Raw genomic sequence first — 18,550 nt, 5'->3', positions numbered from 1 at the left:
TCAGAGATTCCTATGATCGTCGTCACCACACCCACAGGCGGCATCGGCCACCAAGTCCTCGAGAATCTCCTCGACAGTGGCGAACCCATCCGCGTGATCGCGCGCGACCCCTCCCGTCTCTCCTCGCGCACACGCGAGCGCGTCGAGGTCGTGCAGGGGTCCCACGGCGACATCGACGTCGTCAACCAGGCGTTCGCGGGCGCCGACGCCGTGTTCTGGCTGGTGCCCCCGGACTTCCACGCCGAGACCATCGAGGCAGCCTATGTGAATTTCACCCGGCCGGCGTGCGACGCAATCAAGAGCCGGAAAGTAAAACGAGTGGTCGGCGTCTCGGCCCTGGGCCGCGGGGTAGCGAGGAACGCCGGAATGGTCTCGGCGTCGCTGGCAATGGACGACCTGATCGCGAGTACGGGCGTAAGCTACCGGGCGCTGACGATGCCTTCGTTCATGGACAACATCCTGCGCCAGGTAGAGCCGATCAAGAGCCAGGGCATGTTCTTCTCGCCGATTTCGGCGGACCGCAAGCTTCCGACCTGCGCCATCCGCGACATCGCCGCCATCGCCGCGAAGCTGTTGCTCGACCCCTCCTGGAGTGGGCAAAACAGTGTCCCAATCCTCGGCCCCGAGGACCTGTCCTTCAACGACATGGCGCAAATCATGTCCGAGGTGCTGGGCAAGCGGGTCCGCCTCCAACAGATCTCCTTCGAAGCATTCAAAGCGGGCTTCATCGAACGCGGCGCCTCCAAGGCATTCGCGCAGGGAATGACCGACATGATGCTGGCCAAGGACAAGGGTCTCGACAATGCCGAGCCGCGCACGCCGCAGTCCACCACCCCCACCAGCTTCCGCCAATGGTGCGAGGACATATTGAAGCCGGCATTCCTCAGCTAGTCAGCGTTCTTCCCGGCGAAACGGCTTGAGCAGCGCCGAGGGTGCGACGGCATTGCGCGACATCACCGCCATGGCGACGATGGTGAAGATGAAGGGCAGCATCAGGAACGCCTCGTAAGGGATGTGGCCGAGCCCGCTCGCCTGCATGCGCAACTGCAGGGCGTCGACGAAGGCAAACAGCAGCGCTGCTCCCGCCGAACGCCAGGGATCCCAGCGGCCGAAGACGACGAGCGCGATCGCCACCCAGCCACGCCCCGAGACAAGGCCGAAGGTAAAGGCGTTGAACTGCACCATCGACAGGAAGGCGCCGGCCAGCCCCATCAACGCGCCGCCGAGGATCACGGCCTGGAAGCGCGTTGCAATGACGCTGACACCCGCCGAGTCGGCGGCGCGCGGATTTTCGCCGACCATGCGCACCGACAGTCCCCATGGTGTCCGGTAGAGCACAAAGGCGGCCAGGGGAACGGCAAGGATCGCCATGTAGACCAGTGAAAACTGGTTGAACACCGCCGGTCCGAGCACCGGGATATCGGAGAGAACAGGGATCGGCAGCGTCTCGAATCCCTTGATGCTCGGCGGAACCGACTGCTGGCCGAAGATCAGCCGGTAGAGGAAATAGGCGAGCCCTGAGGAGAACAGCGTCACGCCGATGCCGCAGACATGCTGGCTCAGCCCCAGCGCCACCGTGAACAGCGCGTGCACACCGCCCATCAGCGCGCCAGTCAGCACCGCCGCAAGCACGCCGAGCCACAGGCTGCCGCTGAGGCTGGTCGCCGTGAAGCCGGTCATCGCCGATAACAGCATGATGCCTTCGATGCCGAGATTGAGCACACCGGCCCGCTCGGAGAACATTTCGCCCAGCGTCGCAAAGGCCAAGGGCGTGGCTATGCGGATAATCGCGGCCAGGAAGCCGACCTGAAAGATCTGCTCGAACACCACGCTCATTTGGCTGTTCCCACGCGGCGGATGCGATAAGCGGTGAACAGCAGCGCCACAAGCATAGCGAGCAGCGCCGTGCCCTGGATGACGTCGCTGAGGAAGGCTGGAACGCCGGTGGCCCGCGACATCGCCTCGGCGCCGGTCATGACGGCGGCAAGGAAGATCGCCGCCGGCACCACGCCGAGCGGATTGAGCCTCGCCAACATGGCGACGACGATGCCGGAATAGCCGTAGCCCGGCGAGATGTCGCTCATCACCTGGAAATGCACGCCGCCGACCTCTCCGACGCCGGCCAGTCCGGCCAGCGCGCCGGACAGCAGCGCCGTCGAAATCAGCACGCGCTCGACATGGATGCCGCCATAACGCGCGGCTTCGGGGTTCTCGCCGATGACCCTGATCCGGAAACCGAGCGTCGTACGCACGATCAGGAACCAGATCAGCGGTGAGGCAAGGAACGCCGCCACGACGCCGAGATGCAGCCGCGTGCCTTCGAGCAGCACCGGGAAATTCGCCGAATCCTCGATCGGCGGCGAGATCGGGTAGCCGCTGAAACTGTCCTTCCACGGGCCTTCGATCAGCGCCATCAGGGCGTAGAAGATGACCGAGTTGAGCAGCAGCGAGCTGACCACGTCATCAACCCTGAATTTTACCCGCAGCGTCGCCGGCACCAAGGCGACCGCAGCACCGGCGGCAGCGCCCGCCACCGCCATGAGCAGCATGGCGAGCGGCCCCGGCATCGGGATGGCGCCGACCGCGCAGCTCGCCACCGCACCGGCGAGCAACTGCCCCTCGGCGCCGATGTTCCAGAATTTGGCGCGGAAGGCGACGGCGACGGCAAGCCCGGTGAAGATCATCGGTGTCGCGCGCACCAGCGTTTCGGTGATCGCGTAGCTGTCGCCCAGCGACGCCGAAAACATCACGCCATAGGCCTCGATCACGCCAGCGCCGGCCAGTGCGATCAGACCACTGCACAGCACCAATGTCGTACCGATCGCCAGCAGCGGCAGAGCGAGATTGAACCAGGCGGGCGTGCTGGTGCGGGCTTCCAAACGGAACATCACGCCCTCCCCTCCGCCCCGGTCATCATCAGGCCGAGCCGCGCGATCGTGGCCTCCGCGCTGTCGAGCGTGCCGGCAATGCGGCCCTCATACATCACCGCAATGCGGTCGCAGAGCATGAGCAACTCTTCGAGATCCTCGCCGATGACGATGATGCCGCAGCCCTTGGCCCGCATGGCGAGAAACTTTTCGTGGATGAAGCGCGCCGCACCGATGTCGAGACCGCGCGTCGGCTGCGACACGATCAGCACCTTCGGATCGAAGGCGAGTTCACGCGCCAGCAGCGCCTTTTGCAGGTTGCCGCCGGACAGCGCCCCGGCTCGCGTCATCGGCCCGGGGCAGCGTATGTCGTAGGCCTTGATCTGTTCCGCGGCGAAAGCGCGGATCGCATCCGGCCTGAGCAGACCGTTGCGGCTGAACGCCCCCGTGCCGATCCGCGGCAACACCATCGAATCGGCGAGCGGCAGATTGGTGACCAGCCCGGTCGTCATCCGGTCCTCCGGGATGCGCCCGAGGCCGAGCGCCTGCACCTCGCGCGGCGAGAACCGCGATACAATTTTGCCGGCTATCGTCATACGGCCGGCATCGGGCGCGTGAATACCGGAGATCACCTCGGCCAGCGCCCGCTGGCCATTGCCCGAGACGCCTGCAATGCCGAGGATCTCGCCGGCACGCACGGCGAGCGACACCGCGCGCAGCGGCATGCCGGAATGACGCGATGTCGAGATGCCGTCCAGGATCAGCACCGCGGCACCCGGCGTCGATGGTCCCCTGGCCGGCGGAACGATCTCGTGGCCGCACATTAGCCGAGCCATCTCCGAGGACGTCGTGCTGGCAGGCGCGTCGACGCGCCCGGTCACACGGCCATGCCGCAGCACCACGCAGCGATGGGTCAGCGCCCTGACCTCGTTGAGCTTGTGCGAGATGAAGATGATGCCGAGGCCCTGGGTCGCCATCGACCGCAGTGCTGAAAACAGGCCGTCGACCTCTGTCGGCGCCAGCACCGCTGTCGGCTCGTCGAGGATCAGCAGCCTTGCGCCGCGAAACAGCGCCTTGACGATTTCGAGCCGCTGCTGCTCGCCGACCGACAGCGCCGAGACGGGAAGGTCCGGATCGAGCGCAAGCCCGTGCTGCCGGCCGATCTCGTCGAGCCGCGCCAGCCCGCCGGCGCGGTCGATCCGGCCTGACTTTCCGGGAATGCCGATCAGCAGGTTTTCCAGCACTGACAGTCGCGGCGCAAGATGGAAATGCTGATGAACCATGCCGATGCCGGCGGCGAGCGCATCGGCCGAACTGTTGATCGTCACCGGCCGGCCCTGAACCAGGATTTCACCGGCGTCCGGTGCATAGGCGCCAAACAGCACGTTCATCAGCGTCGTCTTGCCGGCGCCGTTTTCACCCAGCAGCCCAAGGATTTCGCCCGGCGCAACGCTGAGATCGACGGCTTCGTTTGCCTTGACGGCGCCGAAGCTCTTGGAGATGCCGCGCATTTCAATGAGAGGGGCGGGCGTTGACAAGGGCAGGATCCTAGGCGTTGGCGCGGATACCCCTCCCCCTCGAGGGGAGGGTGCCGAGCGAAGCGAGGCGGGAGGGGTCGCCTCAACCGCCTCGACGTTGATATTGAGATGGTGCGCGTCACAGCGGACCCCACCCGGCCCTGCGGGCCACCCTCCCCTCAAGAGGGAGGGATATCCTCGCTCAATCCGAAACCGGCGTATTCTCATCCACGTCGACGCGGAAATTGCCGTCGAGGATCTCGGCCTTTTTCTTTTCGACTAGCTCCTTGACGTCTGCGGGCAGCGTCTTGTCGAATTTGTGGTAGGGCGCCAAAGAGGAACCCCCCTTGGCCATGCGCGAGAAATCACCGTAGTCCTGCGCGGTAAAGACACCCGCCTTGACCAGCTTGATCGCTTGCTGGACCGTCGGATACATGTCCCAGACCGGGCCGGTGATCACCGTGTCGGGGCCAAGGCTCGACTGGTCGGACATGTTGGAAATTGCGAGGATCTTCCTCTCCACCGCCGCTTCGATGACGCCGAAGCGCTCGGCATAGATCACGTCGACGCCGGCGTCGATCTGGGCGATCGCTGCTTCCTTCGCCTTCGGCGGGTCGAAGAAGGAGCCGATGAAAGCAACCTTCCTCTTGATATCCGGATTGACTTCCCTTGCACCGGCAAAGAAAGCGTTGACCAGCCGGTTCACTTCCGGAATGCCCATCGCAGCGACGGCGCCGATCATGCCCGATTTCGACATCTTTCCGGCGATCAGGCCGGAAAGATAGGCAGGTTCGTGGATCCAATTGTCGAAGACCCCGAAATTCGGTTCGGCCGGCCCGGCACCGGAGCCGAACAGGAAGGCAACCTTCGGAAACTGCTTGGCGGTCCGGCGCGATTCGCGTTCTGCGGCGAAAGCATCGCCCAGCACCAGCTCATAGCCGCCTTGCGCATATTCGCGCATCACGCGGCTGAAATCGGCCGTCTGCACTTTCTCCGACCATTTGTATTCGATGCCGAGTTCCTTCTCGGCCTTCTGCAGGGCGACGTGGATCTGGTGATCCCATGGCTCCTCGATCGGCGTGGCGAAGATCGCCGCCACCTTCAGCTTCTTGTCCTGCGCCAAGACTTGGCCCGGCAACATGGCCGCCGCCAGGCCGAGCGCACCCAATTCCAGCACGTTGCGTCGCGAAAACCCTTCGCGTTTCAATTGGATTTTGCTCTTCCCATTTTCCATTGCATGCCCCTCTGATTGGCGCCGTGCGAGCCGGCTTTGTTCTCTGGAATATCCGCTGGGCGACTATGTAACGGAGCCTCACCTTTGTCCACATGGTCAAATTTGCAGGCGCAGAGCTGCTGCCGGAAGCTTCGCGCAAAGGCGCCGCTTAAAGCAGATGCGCCCCCGGGCGCGATAAGGCTGCTCACTGCCGTTCCAGCGCCACGGCGATGCCTTGGCCGACGCCGATACACATGGTGGCGAGTGCATAGCGGCCGCCGCGCTCGCGAAGTTCCAGCGCCGCGGTGCCGGTAATGCGCGCACCCGACATGCCGAGCGGATGGCCGAGCGCGATGGCGCCGCCATTCGGATTGACGTACTCCGCGTCCTCGGCAATGCCGAGTTGGCGAAGCACCGCGATGCCTTGAGAAGCAAAGGCTTCGTTGAGCTCGATGACATCGAAATCTGCCGGCTTCAGACCGAGCCGGGCACACAGCTTCTGCGTCGCCGGCACAGGGCCGATGCCCATGATGCGCGGCGCCACGCCGGCGGCCGCACCGCCGAGAATGCGGGCGATTGGCGTCAGGCCGTATTTTTTCACGGCGGTTTCCGAGGCGACGATCAGCGCCGCGGCACCATCATTGACGCCTGACGCATTGCCGGCCGTGACGGTGCCGCCTTGCCGGAACGGCGTCGGCAATTTCGCCAGTGCCTCGAGCGTCGTGCCCGCGCGCGGATGCTCATCCTTGCTGACAACCACCGGATCGCCCTTGCGCTGCGGGATCGTTACGGGAATGATCTCCTTCGCCAGCCGGCCATTGGCCTGCGCGGCCACCGCCTTGTCCTGGCTGCGCACGGCAAAGGCGTCCTGGTCGGCGCGGGAGATGGCGAACTCTTCTGCGACATTCTCGCCGGTTTCCGGCATCGAATCGATGCCGTACTGCTTCTTCATCAGCGGGTTGATGAAGCGCCAGCCGATGGTGGTGTCGTGGATTTCGGCATTGCGCGAGAAAGCGGTTTCCGCCTTGGGCATGACGAAGGGCGCCCGGCTCATCGATTCGACGCCGCCTGATATCATCAGTTCCGCCTCGCCAGTCTTGACGGCACGCGCGGCGATGACGACGGCGTCCATGCCCGAACCGCAGAGGCGGTTGACGGTCGAGCCGGAAATCTCCTTCGGCAGGCCGGCCAGCAGCAGCGCCATGCGCGCGACATTGCGATTGTCTTCGCCGGCCTGGTTGGCACAACCATAGACGATATCGTCGATATTAGCCCAGTCGATGCCGGGATTGCGCTCGACCAGCGCCCTCAGCGGGATCGCACCAAGGTCGTCGGCGCGGACCGGTGCCAACGCCCCACCGAAGCGTCCGATCGGCGTGCGGATGTAGTCGCAGATATAGGCTTCGGCCATCTGTGCAGCTTTCTCTTTTCCGGTCCCTTCATGCGCCGTCCTGGCGCGGGTCCTGCTTGCTTGCGCTCAATGCTTGATGCGGTCGCGCATGGCGTACCAGAGCATGCCGAGCACATAAAGCGGGCCGCGAAGCGCCGTGCCACCGGGAAACGGCATTGGGCTGAGCGTCGAAAACAGATCCAATCGCGAAGCATCGCCGGTGATCGCCTCGGCGAGCAGCTTTCCCGAAAGCGTCGACAGGATCACGCCCTTGCCGGAATAGCCGTGCGCGAAATAGATCTCGCCATAGTGGCCGACATGCGGCAGGCGCGATGTCGTTACCGAGACGAGCCCGCCCCAGGCATGATCGATGCGGCGGCCGCGCAATTGCGGAAAAGTGTTTTCCATATGCGGCCGCACGAAACCGGCGATGTCGGCGGGCGGTGACGGCGTGTAGCGTTCGCCGCCGCCGAACAGCAGGCGTCCATCCGCCGACAGCCGGTAGTAATTGACCACGAACCGCGTGTCGGAGACGGCCACATTGCTTGGAATGACGTCACTCGTGTCGTCCAGCGGCTCGGTGGCGATGATGTAGTTGCCAACCGGCATGATGCGGCTGTTGACGCGCGGCTCGAGCCCCTGGAGCAGCGCATCGCCCGCCAGCACGACATGCCTGGCGCGGACCGAGCCCTTGGCCGTCGAGACCCGGATGAACGGTTCCCGCTCCAGCCGCAGCGCCACCGAGTTCTCGTGGATGGTGACGCCCGCCGCGGCGGCAGCACGCGCCAGGCCCAGCGTGTAGTTCAGCGGATGCATATGACCGCCGAGCTTCTCGTACATCGCGCCGTGATAGGGCGTGTTCACCATTCCGCGCGCCTCAGCCGCTGACAGCATCTCGACATCATGAAAGTTCATCACAGTGGCGAGGCATTCGGCCTCTTCCTCGAGGTCGCGCAGGTCGGAGCCGTTGACCGCACCGGCCAGGTGACCGGTCAACCTGAGGTCGCAGTCAATGGCGTGACGCCCGATCAGGTCGAGCACCAGCCCGCGTGCCTCGAAGGCGAGATCGAAAAGCGCTCGCGCCCGTTCCGGCCCATAGAGCTTGACCAGACCCTTGGCGCCCTTGCGCAGGCCGGGGATGATCTGGCCGCCATTGCGCCCTGACGCTCCCCAGCCGATCTTGCCGCCTTCGAGCAGCGCCACCTTCAAGCCGCGCTCGGCCGCGTGAAGAGCCGCGGACAGGCCGGTGCAGCCGCCGCCGACCACCACCAGGTCGGCGTCGATGTCGCCCCGCAGCGCCGGATGGTCCGGAGCCGCGTTGGCCGTCGCGACATAGTAGGATTTGCCGATATCCAGGCCGGAGTTGAAGCCCCCAGAATTGACACTCATAAGTCACACCTTGAGCAGCAGATGGTCGCGTTCCCAGGACGTGACGACACTTTGGAACAGGTCGAGCTCGACGCTCTTGACGCGCAGATAGGTCTGGAAGAAATCCTCGCCGAGCAGCGCCCGCACCGGGCTGCAGGCGGCGAAACGGTCGAGCGCCTCCTCCATGGTTTTCGGCAGCGTGCTCTTGCTGCGATAGGCATTGCCCGATGCCTCGGGCGAACGCGAGAGTTTTTCCTCGACGCCGAGATAGCCGCAGAGCAGCGAGCCGGCCATCGCCAGATAGGGATTGGCGTCGGCGCCGGGCAGCCGGTTTTCCACCCGTCGCGCGGCGCGCCCGCCGGCCGGCACGCGCAGGCCGCAGGAGCGGTTGTCGTGCGACCACTCGATGTTGGCCGGTGCGCTGTGGTTCGGCCTGATGCGGCGGAACGAATTTACGTTCGGCGCAAACAGCGGCATCACCTCGGGAATGTATTTCTGCAGCCCGCCGATGAAATGCCCGAACATCTCGGTGTCGGCATCGTCGCGCCCGGCAAACAGCGTGTTTCCCGCCTCGTCGATGACCGACATGTGGAGATGCATCGAGCTGCCGGCTTGCGCTGCGATCGGCTTGGCCATGAAGGTCGCGTGCATGCCGCATTCCTGCGCGGCCTGGCGCGTCATCCGCTTGAACAGCGACACCTTGTCGGCCAGCGGCAGCGCGTCGCCATGCAGGAAGTTGATCTCCAGCTGTGCCGTGCCCGATTCATGGATCAGCGTGTCGAGCGGCAGTCCGGCCACAGCTGCGTAATCATAGAGGCGCCGGATCACCGGCTCGAATTCCTCCAGCGCCGCCATGTCATAGGGATGCTGCACGGTTTCGGCGCGGCCATTGCGCCCGACCGGTGCGGTCAGTGGCCGATCGGGATCGGGATTGGGCGCCGTCAGGTAGAATTCAAGCTCTGGCGCCACCACGGCCCGCCAGCCACGCTGGCGATAGAGATCGAGCACGGCTCTCAGGACATGACGTGGCGAGGCCATCCACGGCCGGTCGTCCATATGAAACGCATCGGCGAAGACATAGGCCTTGCCTGCTCCAGCACCTGGCGCGAGACAGAGCGTCGCGACATCCGGCACCATCCGCATGTCGGGGTCCTGATAGCCGAAGCCCTCGTCGTTGGAACCGGAATAGCGGCCGTCAATGCAGACCAGGAAGGCGCTGCTCGGCAGATAAAGCGCGCGATCCTCGAGTGACTTCAGGAACTTCGCCGTCGGTAAGGTCTTGCCGCGCAACACGCCATTCACATCCGGCACCAGGCACTCGACTTCCCTGATCCCCTGCTGCTCCAGCCATTGCTTCGGATCATCCGTTGGTGTCATTTGCGGTGCATCCGTTGTTGTGGTGTTGAGCATCAGGTCACGTCCTTACGAGGGCGAGAATGGCTTCGGCGGCGGCGTCCGTTCCCGGCGCCCGTGCCATGGTGGCTGCATTCTCCTTGAGACGAAAGCGCATCTCGCCGTCGGCCATTAGGCCAAGGATGGCCTGTTCCAGTTCATCATCGCTCCAACCGTCGCGGCTGATGTGGCGGCCGACGCCGGTTTCGTCGGCACGTTGCGCATTGTCATGCCCGTCCCAGCAATAGGGCATGATCAGCGACGGCACGCCGAAACGCAGCGCTTCGCAAAAACTGTTGTTGCCGCCGTGGTGAATGAAGAGGTCGGATTTCGCAACGACCGAGGGCTGCGGAAACCAGGCGTCGAGATAGACATTGTCCGGAACCGCGCGGTAGCTGTCGCGCAGACCGCCGGCATTGACGATGAAGCGTGCCGGCAGCCTGTCGAACACGGCGAGCATGCGTTCGATCAGGCCGACATCCATGGCGCCAAGGCTGCCGAAGCTGACATAGACCAGCGGGCCGCCATTGCGCGGAAAGACCGGCACATCGAACGGCCCTTCCGAGCGGACACAGCCTTCAAGATAGACGAAGCGGGCCGGGTCGAGCGGCTCGGCGCGCTCCCGGCGCACGATCGTCGGGGTCAGCAGCAAATTGAGGTCAGGCGAGGCTTCGAGGAACAGGCCCTTCGGCAAGGGGGCGAGCCCGGCATCCGCCCGAAGCCGATTGAACCGGTCGTGCGCCGGCGCGACGGCAGAGAGGTAACGCGCCTCGAAGGCCGCGCGGCTCGGGTCGTCGGCGGCGAGACCGGACAGATAGGGTGGTACATTAGCGTCGGGAAGCTCGGTTTCGGCGCAGGAGACGACGCGTACCCATGGGCAGCCGGCGGCAGCCAGCGCCGGAAACATGATGACATTGTCGAGCACGACGGCATCCGGCTTCAGCCTTGCCAGCAATTGGCGCAGCGGCGCTTCGGCACTGACCGCCGTGTCGACGATCGCTTCCCAGGTCGGGGCCACGTAGGTTTCGAGTTGGTCGATCGGGCTCAGCCTGAAATGCGGCAGATGGCGGCGCACGAATGCCTGCCAGTAGCTCTGGCGCTCGCTGTCGGTCAGCGGCTCGTCGGTCGGCAGCTGATATTCCTGGAAACCGTAGTCGGCAAACACGCCGGAAAAGCCGGCGTGGCAGATGAACACCGGCCGTGCGCCCCTTGCGCGCAAGGCCTGCGCAATGCCGACGCAATTGAGCGCGGCGCCGAAGCTCGCTTCGGGAAACAGCGCGATGGTCGGGCTGGCTTTACGCTGCAATCCTCGAGGTCCTCGTCAATCCGGCCGGCTGATGGTGCCGAACAATGCGGGGGCCCCGCGACTGGCCGCCTGCGGTCGCTGGCTGCGGGAGAGCCGCAGATGAACGCGAAGCAGATCGGCTGCAACCTCATACTGCCGGCTTTCCAGTTGGTCGAGTATGGTCAGGTGCTCGCGCAGCGATTGCTTCAGCCGGAAGACGTTGACGCCGGCATAGGTTCCCGGCAGCCGGCGCAGCCTGAGATGGTCCGACAGCACATCGGTGACGAATCGATTGGCGGCGCCATCGGCAATCATGCCGTGAAACTCGATGTCCAGCCGCTGGAACTCTCTGGTATCGAATGCGGCGTCGGGCAGCGCCAGCAGCGCCTCCATACCCTGGCGCAATGCTGCCGCACGCGCCCCGTCCAGCCTAAAGCCAGGCGCCAGAATGGCGGCGGGTTCCAGCAGCAGGCGAAACTCATAGCTTTCCCCTTGCGCCTCCGGATCGTCGGGTGCCCGGCGGAAAAGCCAGGCCTGTCCCGGTGCGCGATCCATCAGATTTTCATCTGTCAGTTTCTTTAGCGCTTTTAGTACCGTCTTTCGTTCATAGCCATACCGACGCATCAGCGCGCCGATGGTCACCGTCTGGTCCAACCGGCGCGCCGACCGATCGCGCAGGATCATCTCCGCGAGTTCGTCCTCCTCGGCGCTCGGCAGGTCGGCGGCAACGGTCGCCTGGTTGGCGAGGTCCACGGCCAGCCGATAACCGGATTCGGCTTCCCAGCGCACCACGCCTTTTTCGGTGAGCAGGCGCAGTGCGGCGCGCACCGGAGTCCGCGAGACGTTGCAGAGCGAAGCGATCTGCTGTTCGGGCAGGTGGGCGCCGGCTTCGAAGCCGCGCTGCCGGGCCACGTCGAGAATGCGCTGCGCAAGATCGAGATGGTTGGTGCGCGGTCGTCTGGCTACGGCTTGCATGGCAATTCTCGTGAACGGACTTGACCGGTACGGTTTGGCCGATCGTCCTTGCGAACGCAATCGGTCAGATTCCGCGGTCGTTTGTCAAATTATGGATTGACGTACTTTTTTCTGCAATAGTACTGTCAGATCAATCGGCAACAAAAAAGACCGGGGAACAGGATCGAAGCGGCGGCACGGTCGCAAGCGCTGGTCCGACGAATGAAATTCGACGATCAACCAGAATGGGAGTCTGTCATGACCGCCACCACACCGCGGTACCGTTCGCTGAAAATATCCTCGATCGCGCTTGGCTTTGCCCTAGCGCTGTCGGCGCCCGCTTCTGCTGCCGACCTCGTCATCTCCAACTGGGACGGCTACATGGCGCCGGATGCCATGGACGCCTTCAAGGCCGCGACCGGTGTTTCCGGCGAGCTCGTGGTTCATGCCACCAATGAAGAGATCATGGGCAAGCTCGTCGCGTCCGGCGGCAAGGGCTATGACGTGGTCTTCGTCTCCTCGCCCTTCGCCGAGGTGCTGAACAAGCTCGGACTGGTCGAGACGATCGAGCACGCTAAAATCCCCAACCTCGCCAACCTCTATCCCGAGGCGGCGAAGCTGGAGCACGACGCCGGCAACAATTTTTCCGTGCCTTACACCTGGGGCACCACCGGCCTCTGCTATCGCTCCGACCTGGTCAAGGCTGAGCCGGCGAGCTGGAACGATCTTCTCACCCCATCCGATGCGCTCAAGGGCAAGACCACCATGCTGGCGACCGACCGCTGGCTGCTTGCCGCAGGCCAGCTCGCCAAGGGCTATTCGGTCAACGAGACCGATCCGGCCAAGCTCGCCGAGGTCAAGGACCTGCTGATCTCGGCCAAGAAGACCTTGCTCGCCTATGACGACACCACCTTCTATTCCAAGCTGGTCTCTGGCGAGGCGCTGATGGTGCAGGCGTGGGACGGCTGGTGCAACTACGGCATCGCCGAGAACCCGCAGATCAAATATGTCATTCCCAAGGAAGGCTCGGATCTGTGGGTCGATACGATGGTGGTGATGAAGGCTTCGGCCAACAAGGACGCCGCCTTCCAGTTCATCAACTTCATGCTGGACGCCAAGAACCACGCCTGGGCAGCCCAGAACATCGACTACAAGGTGCCTAACAAGCCGGCTATGGAAAGCCTGCCGGCCGATTTCCTCGCCAAGTTCCCCAATATGGGCATGCCGGTGGCCGAGTTGGTCAAATTCGAGCAGTTGCGTGACGTCGGCGACGCCCAGCGCGACTATTCGAAGATCGTCAGCGAGATCAAGGCCGCGCAGTAAGTGGCGTCAAAAAGTCAGAGATCACGGTCGACGGCGGACTTCTGCCGCCGGCCGTTGAGTGCGGTACCGCAATCGTGCCCCAAACCAGACTTCGCTCCTCCTTGCTGATGGCGCCGGCGCTGGCCTGGCTCACCGCCTTGATGGTGGTGCCATGCGCGCTGGTGCTGGCGCTCGCCTTCTTCCGGCGCGGCATCTATGGCGGCATCGAATACACCTTCACGCTGGAGAATTTCGGGCTGGTGTTCGACCCGCTCTATGCCGGCATCTTCCTCAATTCGGCGCGCATCGCCGGCACCGCAACGCTGATCGCGGTGGTGATCGGCTATGGTGCAGCCTATGCGATCGCGGCAGCACCCCGCCGGTGGCAGCCGGTGTTCCTGTTCTTCGCAGTCCTACCTTTCTGGTCCAACTATCTGATCCGCACCTATGCCTGGATCGTGCTGCTCAACCGCGAGGGTCTGATCACCCAGCTGCTGCGCTGGTTCGGCTACACCGGCGAGCCGCCGTCGATGCTCTACACCGAAGGCGCCGTCATCGCCGGTCTGGTCTACAACTACCTGCCCTTCGTCGTCCTGGCCTGCTACGCGCCGCTGTCGCGGCTCAATCCGGAGCTCGCCGAGGCCTCGCGCGACCTCGGCGCTTCGGCCATGACAACATTTCGTAGGGTCATCCTGCCACTGACCGTGCCGGGTATCGCCGCCGGAGCGGTCTTTGTGTTCGTGCTGTCTATCGGCAATTTCGTGACGCCGGCGCTGCTTGGCGGCGGCCGCTTCCAGATGATCGGCAATCTCGTCTACGACCAGTTCCTGACCGCCAATGACTGGCCCTTCGGCGCGGCATTGGCGATGGCGCTGATCGCCATCATGCTTTTGGTGCTGACGGCGCAATCTCTGGCTGCGGATCGCGCCGCGGGCCGTATCGCTGAAGCGAAAGGAGCCGCCGATGGCTGAGCGCTTCCTCCTTCCCTTCTCCCCGTTCACGGGGAGAAAGTGCCCCGAAGGGGCGGATGAGGGGCGGCACAAGCGCCTGCAATGTCGAGCGCTGCCCCTCATCTGCCTGCCGGCATCTTCTCCCCGTGAACGGGGAGAAGGACGCTGTTCGCTCGCTTGGCTCCAAGCTATCGGAGGGCAGCGATGAACCAATCCTTTGCCCGCACTTTCGGCATGCGGACGATTCTTGTTCTCGTCTTCGCCTTCCTCTACATCCCGATCGCCGTGCTGGTGGCGCTGTCCTTCAACCAAGGCGGGCTGCCGACCGTCTGGTCGGGCTTTTCGCTGAAATGGTATGCCTCACTCGCCGGAAACGCCGCGATCCTCTCCGCCGCCCTCAACACGCTGATCGTGGCGCTTGTCTCGACCGCCATCGCCACGCTGCTCGGCACGCTGCTGGCGATCGGCGTCGAAATGCGCCGGCAGTATGGGAGAGGCCTCGAAGCGCTGATCTTCGCGCCGATGATCATTCCCGACATCGTGCTGGCGATCGCGCTGCTCAGCTTTTTCTCGTTGCTCGATTTCACCCTGGGCCTGCACACCATCATCCTCGCCCATGTCGTCTTCAACCTCGCCTTCGTCTGCTCGGTGGTGCGCGCGCGGCTGAAGAGCTTCGACTGGTCGATCGTCGAGGCCTCCGCCGATCTCGGCGCTTCCGCGCTCACCACCTTCCGGCGGGTGACATTGCCGGTCATCCTGCCGGCGGTCGTCGCCGGCGCACTGCTCGCCTTCACCCTTTCGGTCGACGAGTTCATCATCGCCTTCTTCACCGCTGGCGCCGGCCGCGCCTCGACGACGCTGCCGATGCAGATCTATTCGATGATCCGCTTCGGCATCACGCCGGAGATCAATGCATTGGCGACCATCGTCATGGCGGTCTCAATCACCGCCCTGACCCTGTCACAGCGGCTCAATCGTGGGGTGATCGGCCAATGAGTGAGCTCCGCACGTTGCTGGCGATCGACAAGGTGTCGAAGAACTTCGGCCGGGTGACGGCCGTCGACGGCATCTCGCTCGATATCCGCGAGAACGAGTTCTTCGCCCTGCTCGGCCCTTCGGGCTGCGGCAAGACCACGCTGCTGCGCATGCTGGCCGGCTTCGAGACGCCCAATGACGGGCGCATCCTGCTCGACGGCCGCGACATCGCCGGGACCCCGCCCAACAAGCGGCCGGTCAATCTGATGTTTCAGTCCTATGCGCTGTTTCCGCATATGAGCGTCAGGGCCAATGTTTCCTACGGCCTCGAAATGGAACGCTTGCCGGCAAACGAAATCCGCTCCCGTGTCGATGCCATCCTGACGACCACCGAGCTCGTTGCCTTCGCCGACCGCAAGCCGGAGCAATTGTCGGGCGGGCAGAAGCAGCGCGTCGCGCTTGCCCGGGCGCTGGTCAAGCGGCCGCGGCTGCTGCTGCTCGACGAGCCGCTCGGCGCGCTCGACAAGAAGCTGCGTGGCGCCATGCAGCTCGAATTGAAGCGCCTGCAGCACGAGGTCGGCATCACCTTCGTCATCGTCACCCATGACCAGGAGGAATCGCTTGTCATGGCTGACCGCATGGCGGTGCTGAGGGATGGCAAGCTGCTGCAATGCGACACGCCGCACGCGGTATACGAGTATCCGGCCGACCGTTTCGTCGCCGACTTCATCGGCGTGATGAACTTCGTGCCGGGCAAGGCCGCCGCCGGCGGCGTGCTGGCGGCCAATGGCGTGCGAATATCCGGCACGGTTCCCGCAACGCTTTCGCCAGGTGCCGCGGCCGTCGCCTCGGTACGGCCGGAGCGCATCCGGCTTTTCCCGTCGACCGAGACGGCCAACCGCATTGCCGGCACCGTCGAGGCGCTGGCCTATCAGGGCCTCGACCTGCAGCTGCATGTCCGCACCGCTCTGTCGCCAAAGCCGTTCCTGGTGCGCGTCACCGCCGACGCCGCCGACCGCCGCCCGGTCTCGTCAGGCGATGCGGTCGAACTCGGCTGGGACGCCGCCGCCGTCAGAATTTTCGCAGATTGATTGGAAGGAGAAGCTTGATGGCGCAGAAGACGATCGCGTTTTTTCCGGAAGCGGCCTATGGCCCGGCGCTCAATTCCGTCGGCATCGCCCAGGCGGTCGAAGCGCGCGGCCACAGAGCGGTGTTCCTGTCGGACCCCGGCTTCGTCGAGGTTTACAAGGGCTACGGCTTCGAGGCTCATCCGGTGAACCTGTCCGAGCCGATGCCGCCCGAGCAGATGGCCAAGTTCTGGGAGGACTTCATCAACGGCCACATCCCGAACTTCCGCAAATCGCCCTACGACCAGGTCGACAACTATGTGAAGGATTGCTGGACGGCGATCGTCGACAGCGCGAAGTGGGCGCAGAAGGATTTGCCGCGCGTTCTCGCGGCGATCAAGCCCGATGTCATCTGCGTCGACAACGTCATCCTGTTCCCGGCGATCAAGCAGTATGGCAAGCCATGGGTGCGCGTCATTTCCTGCTCGGAAAACGAGATCGAGGACGAGGACATCCCGCCGCATCTGTCCGGCTGCGGTGAGAACGACCACGCCTGCCATCAGCGCTATCGCAACCATTTCAACGCGGTCATCAAGCCGATCCATGACGACTTCAACGCGTTCCTGAAAGCGAACAACGAGGCGCCTTATCCGATCGGCCAGTTCTTCGAGGCCTCGCCCTATCTCAACCTGCTGCTCTATCCCGAGGCGGCAAAGTTCAAGCGCCGCCATCCGCTCGATCCGGCAAAATTCCAGTATCTGGAAGGCTGCGTGCGGCAGGAGAAGCCCTACACCGTGCCGACTTTTGCTGAGAATAATGACGGGCCGCTGCTTTACGTCTCCTTCGGCAGCCTCGGCGCCGGCGACGTCGACCTGCTGAAACGCATCATCGCGACGCTTGGCAACACGCGCTACCGGGCGCTGGTCAATGTCGGCGGCTACAAGGACCAGTATGCCGACGTGCCCGGCAACGTCATCGTCGAGAGCTGGTTCCCGCAGCCCTCGGTTATCCCGCAGGTCGATGCGGTGATCCACCATGGCGGCAACAACTCGTTCACCGAGTGCCTGTATTTCGGCAAACCGGCGATCATCATGCCCTATGTCTGGGACGGCCACGACAACGCCACCCGCGTCGAGGAAACTGGCCACGGTTTCGGCATGCCGCGCTACGACTGGAACGATGCCGAGCTGGTCGCCAAGATCGAAGCCTGCCTGACCGACCCGGCGATCAAGGCCAAGCTGGCGAAGACATCGGCGCAGATGCAGGCGCAGAACGGTCCCGAGAAGGCGGCGGGGCTGCTGGAACAACTTCTATGAGCGCGATGTTTGACGTGCCGAGCCAAGGCACCCCCCTCTGGCCTGCCGGCCATCTCCCCCGCAAGGGGGGAGATTGGCAGCCGCACCGTCGGCTTCAGCCCAGCAACGTTCGCGATTGGCGAAGGCAGAGCGGAAGTCCGATCTCCCCCCTTGCGGGGGAGATGTCCGGCAGGACAGAGGGGGGTGGCGTGGAGCGAAGATGCATCAAAACTCAGTATCGAGCCGGAGCACCCACATGACCTCCTCCGCCCCGCACCTCCACCAAGCCTCCACCCGCACCGACCTCGTCGACTGGGGCACCCAGCCGGATGCGCTGGAAGGCGCTTCGCGCTCGACCGGCAGGCTCGTGCACAAGGGGCCGAACAACCAACCGGAATCCGGCATCTGGGTCTGCACGCCCGGCCGCTGGCGGCTGGCGATCCCGCGCGACGAATTGTGCCATTTCGTTGCCGGCCGCGCGACCTACCGATCAGACGACGGCGAGGTCATCGAGGTTTCCGCTGCCACCGTGGTCATGTTCCCGGCCGGCTGGGCGGGCGAATGCACCGTCCACGAAACCATCCGCAACATCTACATGCTGGCTTGAAGCCAGCCCCGGGAGCTCCTGATATGACCCCACCCATCATGAAATCGCCGCTCGCCCTCACCGACCTGGTCGATTGGGGCATCATCCCCACCATGATCGAGGGCGAATCCCGCACCTCGGGCAAGCTGCTGCACAAGGGGCCGGAAGGCCGCTCCGAATGCGGGCTGTGGGTCTGCACCCCAGGCAAGTGGCACTGCCACGTCACCCGCGACGAGTTCTGTCACTTCCTCGAGGGCCGCTGCACCTATGTGCATGAATCCGGCGAGGTGATCGAGATCGAGCCGGACACGGCGGCATTCTTTCCGCAGGGCTGGAAAGGCGTCTGCACCGTCCATGAGACCATCAAGAAGGTCTACATGATCCGCTGA

17 protein-coding genes are annotated in these 18,550 nt (G+C 64.2%); 8 read left to right on the top strand and 9 right to left on the bottom strand.

Annotation, left to right across the window (positions count from 1 at the left end):
- Positions 1 to 12: 12 nt before the first annotated feature.
- Positions 13 to 891: an NAD(P)H-binding protein gene (locus tag E5X88_RS14585; RefSeq protein ID WP_292162345.1), complete on the top strand. Its 879-nt coding sequence runs from the start codon at positions 13 to 15 to the stop codon at positions 889 to 891.
- On the opposite strand, the gene E5X88_RS14580 is transcribed toward E5X88_RS14585, so the two are convergent.
- The 9 genes from E5X88_RS14580 to E5X88_RS14540 all read right to left on the bottom strand — a co-directional run bounded on the left by E5X88_RS14580 (position 892) and on the right by E5X88_RS14540 (position 12,007).
- Positions 892 to 1,836, bottom strand: a complete 945-nt coding sequence (locus E5X88_RS14580) for an ABC transporter permease (RefSeq protein WP_292162343.1) — start codon at positions 1,834 to 1,836, stop codon at positions 892 to 894.
- Positions 1,833 to 2,888 carry an ABC transporter permease gene (locus E5X88_RS14575; RefSeq protein WP_292162342.1) on the bottom strand — a complete coding sequence of 352 codons (1,056 nt, stop codon included), beginning with the start codon at positions 2,886 to 2,888 and terminating at the stop codon, positions 1,833 to 1,835. Before E5X88_RS14575 ends, E5X88_RS14580 begins: the two co-directional genes overlap by 4 nt.
- Positions 2,888 to 4,378 (bottom strand): ABC transporter ATP-binding protein, encoded by a 1,491-nt coding sequence (locus tag E5X88_RS14570; RefSeq protein ID WP_292162546.1) that lies wholly within the window; start codon positions 4,376 to 4,378, stop codon positions 2,888 to 2,890. The genes E5X88_RS14575 and E5X88_RS14570 overlap by 1 nt, the downstream gene beginning before the upstream one ends.
- A gap of 208 nt (positions 4,379 to 4,586) precedes the next feature.
- The gene (locus tag E5X88_RS14565; RefSeq protein WP_292162340.1) at positions 4,587 to 5,618 is read right to left on the bottom strand and encodes a BMP family protein; all 1,032 of its coding nucleotides are present in this window, start codon (positions 5,616 to 5,618) and stop codon (positions 4,587 to 4,589) included.
- Between the two features lie 184 nt (positions 5,619 to 5,802).
- Positions 5,803 to 7,008: a 3-oxoadipyl-CoA thiolase gene (gene pcaF / locus E5X88_RS14560; RefSeq protein WP_292162339.1), complete on the bottom strand. Its 1,206-nt coding sequence runs from the start codon at positions 7,006 to 7,008 to the stop codon at positions 5,803 to 5,805.
- A gap of 66 nt (positions 7,009 to 7,074) precedes the next feature.
- Positions 7,075 to 8,376: an FAD-binding oxidoreductase gene (locus E5X88_RS14555; RefSeq protein WP_292162338.1), complete on the bottom strand. Its 1,302-nt coding sequence runs from the start codon at positions 8,374 to 8,376 to the stop codon at positions 7,075 to 7,077.
- Positions 8,377 to 8,379: 3 nt separating this feature from the next.
- Entirely contained in the window at positions 8,380 to 9,732 is a 1,353-nt protein-coding gene (locus E5X88_RS14550; RefSeq protein WP_292162336.1) for a glutamine synthetase family protein, read from the bottom strand.
- A gap of 37 nt (positions 9,733 to 9,769) precedes the next feature.
- Complete coding sequence (locus tag E5X88_RS14545; protein WP_292162334.1) at positions 9,770 to 11,053, bottom strand: glycosyltransferase; 1,284 nt, start codon at positions 11,051 to 11,053, stop codon at positions 9,770 to 9,772.
- 15 nt (positions 11,054 to 11,068) lie between these two features.
- Positions 11,069 to 12,007: a GntR family transcriptional regulator gene (locus E5X88_RS14540; RefSeq protein ID WP_292162333.1), complete on the bottom strand. Its 939-nt coding sequence runs from the start codon at positions 12,005 to 12,007 to the stop codon at positions 11,069 to 11,071.
- Positions 12,008 to 12,244: 237 nt separating this feature from the next.
- On the opposite strand from E5X88_RS14540, the gene E5X88_RS14535 reads away from it, so the two are divergent.
- The 7 genes from E5X88_RS14535 to E5X88_RS14505 all read left to right on the top strand — a co-directional run bounded on the left by E5X88_RS14535 (position 12,245) and on the right by E5X88_RS14505 (position 18,550).
- A complete protein-coding gene (locus tag E5X88_RS14535; RefSeq protein ID WP_292162331.1) occupies positions 12,245 to 13,309 on the top strand; it encodes a spermidine/putrescine ABC transporter substrate-binding protein in 1,065 nt (354 codons plus the stop codon).
- Between the two features lie 107 nt (positions 13,310 to 13,416).
- Positions 13,417 to 14,259 carry an ABC transporter permease gene (locus E5X88_RS14530; RefSeq protein ID WP_292162544.1) on the top strand — a complete coding sequence of 281 codons (843 nt, stop codon included), beginning with the start codon at positions 13,417 to 13,419 and terminating at the stop codon, positions 14,257 to 14,259.
- Positions 14,260 to 14,442: 183 nt separating this feature from the next.
- A complete protein-coding gene (locus E5X88_RS14525) occupies positions 14,443 to 15,234 on the top strand; it encodes an ABC transporter permease (RefSeq protein ID WP_292162330.1) in 792 nt (263 codons plus the stop codon).
- Positions 15,231 to 16,304 carry an ABC transporter ATP-binding protein gene (locus E5X88_RS14520; RefSeq protein ID WP_292162329.1) on the top strand — a complete coding sequence of 358 codons (1,074 nt, stop codon included), beginning with the start codon at positions 15,231 to 15,233 and terminating at the stop codon, positions 16,302 to 16,304. The genes E5X88_RS14525 and E5X88_RS14520 overlap by 4 nt, the downstream gene beginning before the upstream one ends.
- A 17-nt stretch (positions 16,305 to 16,321) precedes the next feature.
- Entirely contained in the window at positions 16,322 to 17,596 is a 1,275-nt protein-coding gene (locus tag E5X88_RS14515) for a glycosyltransferase (RefSeq protein ID WP_292162328.1), read from the top strand.
- A gap of 235 nt (positions 17,597 to 17,831) precedes the next feature.
- Positions 17,832 to 18,182, top strand: coding sequence for a cupin domain-containing protein (locus tag E5X88_RS14510; RefSeq protein WP_292162327.1), 351 nt, complete (start codon positions 17,832 to 17,834; stop codon positions 18,180 to 18,182).
- Between the two features lie 23 nt (positions 18,183 to 18,205).
- Complete coding sequence (locus E5X88_RS14505; RefSeq protein WP_292162326.1) at positions 18,206 to 18,550, top strand: cupin domain-containing protein; 345 nt, start codon at positions 18,206 to 18,208, stop codon at positions 18,548 to 18,550.

The organism is Mesorhizobium sp. (assembly GCF_004962245.1).
Lineage (GTDB): Bacteria > Pseudomonadota > Alphaproteobacteria > Rhizobiales > Rhizobiaceae > Mesorhizobium.
Note: the sequence above shows the minus strand (reverse complement) of the source record. Positions and strands in the feature narration are given on the sequence as shown.

Bases quoted from the DNA above. Each gene is read 5' to 3' on its own strand.
- E5X88_RS14585 (WP_292162345.1), top strand. From the start codon at position 13: ATGATCGTCGTCACCACACCCACAGGCGGCATCGGCCACCAAGTCCTC.
- E5X88_RS14580 (WP_292162343.1), bottom strand. From the start codon at position 1,836: ATGAGCGTGGTGTTCGAGCAGATCTTTCAGGTCGGCTTCCTGGCCGCG.
- E5X88_RS14575 (WP_292162342.1), bottom strand. From the start codon at position 2,888: ATGTTCCGTTTGGAAGCCCGCACCAGCACGCCCGCCTGGTTCAATCTC.
- E5X88_RS14570 (WP_292162546.1), bottom strand. From the start codon at position 4,378: ATGCGCGGCATCTCCAAGAGCTTCGGCGCCGTCAAGGCAAACGAAGCC.
- E5X88_RS14565 (WP_292162340.1), bottom strand. From the start codon at position 5,618: ATGGAAAATGGGAAGAGCAAAATCCAATTGAAACGCGAAGGGTTTTCG.
- pcaF (WP_292162339.1), bottom strand. From the start codon at position 7,008: ATGGCCGAAGCCTATATCTGCGACTACATCCGCACGCCGATCGGACGC.
- E5X88_RS14555 (WP_292162338.1), bottom strand. From the start codon at position 8,376: ATGAGTGTCAATTCTGGGGGCTTCAACTCCGGCCTGGATATCGGCAAA.
- E5X88_RS14550 (WP_292162336.1), bottom strand. From the start codon at position 9,732: ATGACACCAACGGATGATCCGAAGCAATGGCTGGAGCAGCAGGGGATC.
- E5X88_RS14540 (WP_292162333.1), bottom strand. From the start codon at position 12,007: ATGCAAGCCGTAGCCAGACGACCGCGCACCAACCATCTCGATCTTGCG.
- E5X88_RS14535 (WP_292162331.1), top strand. From the start codon at position 12,245: ATGACCGCCACCACACCGCGGTACCGTTCGCTGAAAATATCCTCGATC.
- E5X88_RS14530 (WP_292162544.1), top strand. From the start codon at position 13,417: ATGGCGCCGGCGCTGGCCTGGCTCACCGCCTTGATGGTGGTGCCATGC.
- E5X88_RS14525 (WP_292162330.1), top strand. From the start codon at position 14,443: ATGAACCAATCCTTTGCCCGCACTTTCGGCATGCGGACGATTCTTGTT.
- E5X88_RS14520 (WP_292162329.1), top strand. From the start codon at position 15,231: ATGAGTGAGCTCCGCACGTTGCTGGCGATCGACAAGGTGTCGAAGAAC.
- E5X88_RS14515 (WP_292162328.1), top strand. From the start codon at position 16,322: ATGGCGCAGAAGACGATCGCGTTTTTTCCGGAAGCGGCCTATGGCCCG.
- E5X88_RS14510 (WP_292162327.1), top strand. From the start codon at position 17,832: ATGACCTCCTCCGCCCCGCACCTCCACCAAGCCTCCACCCGCACCGAC.
- E5X88_RS14505 (WP_292162326.1), top strand. From the start codon at position 18,206: ATGACCCCACCCATCATGAAATCGCCGCTCGCCCTCACCGACCTGGTC.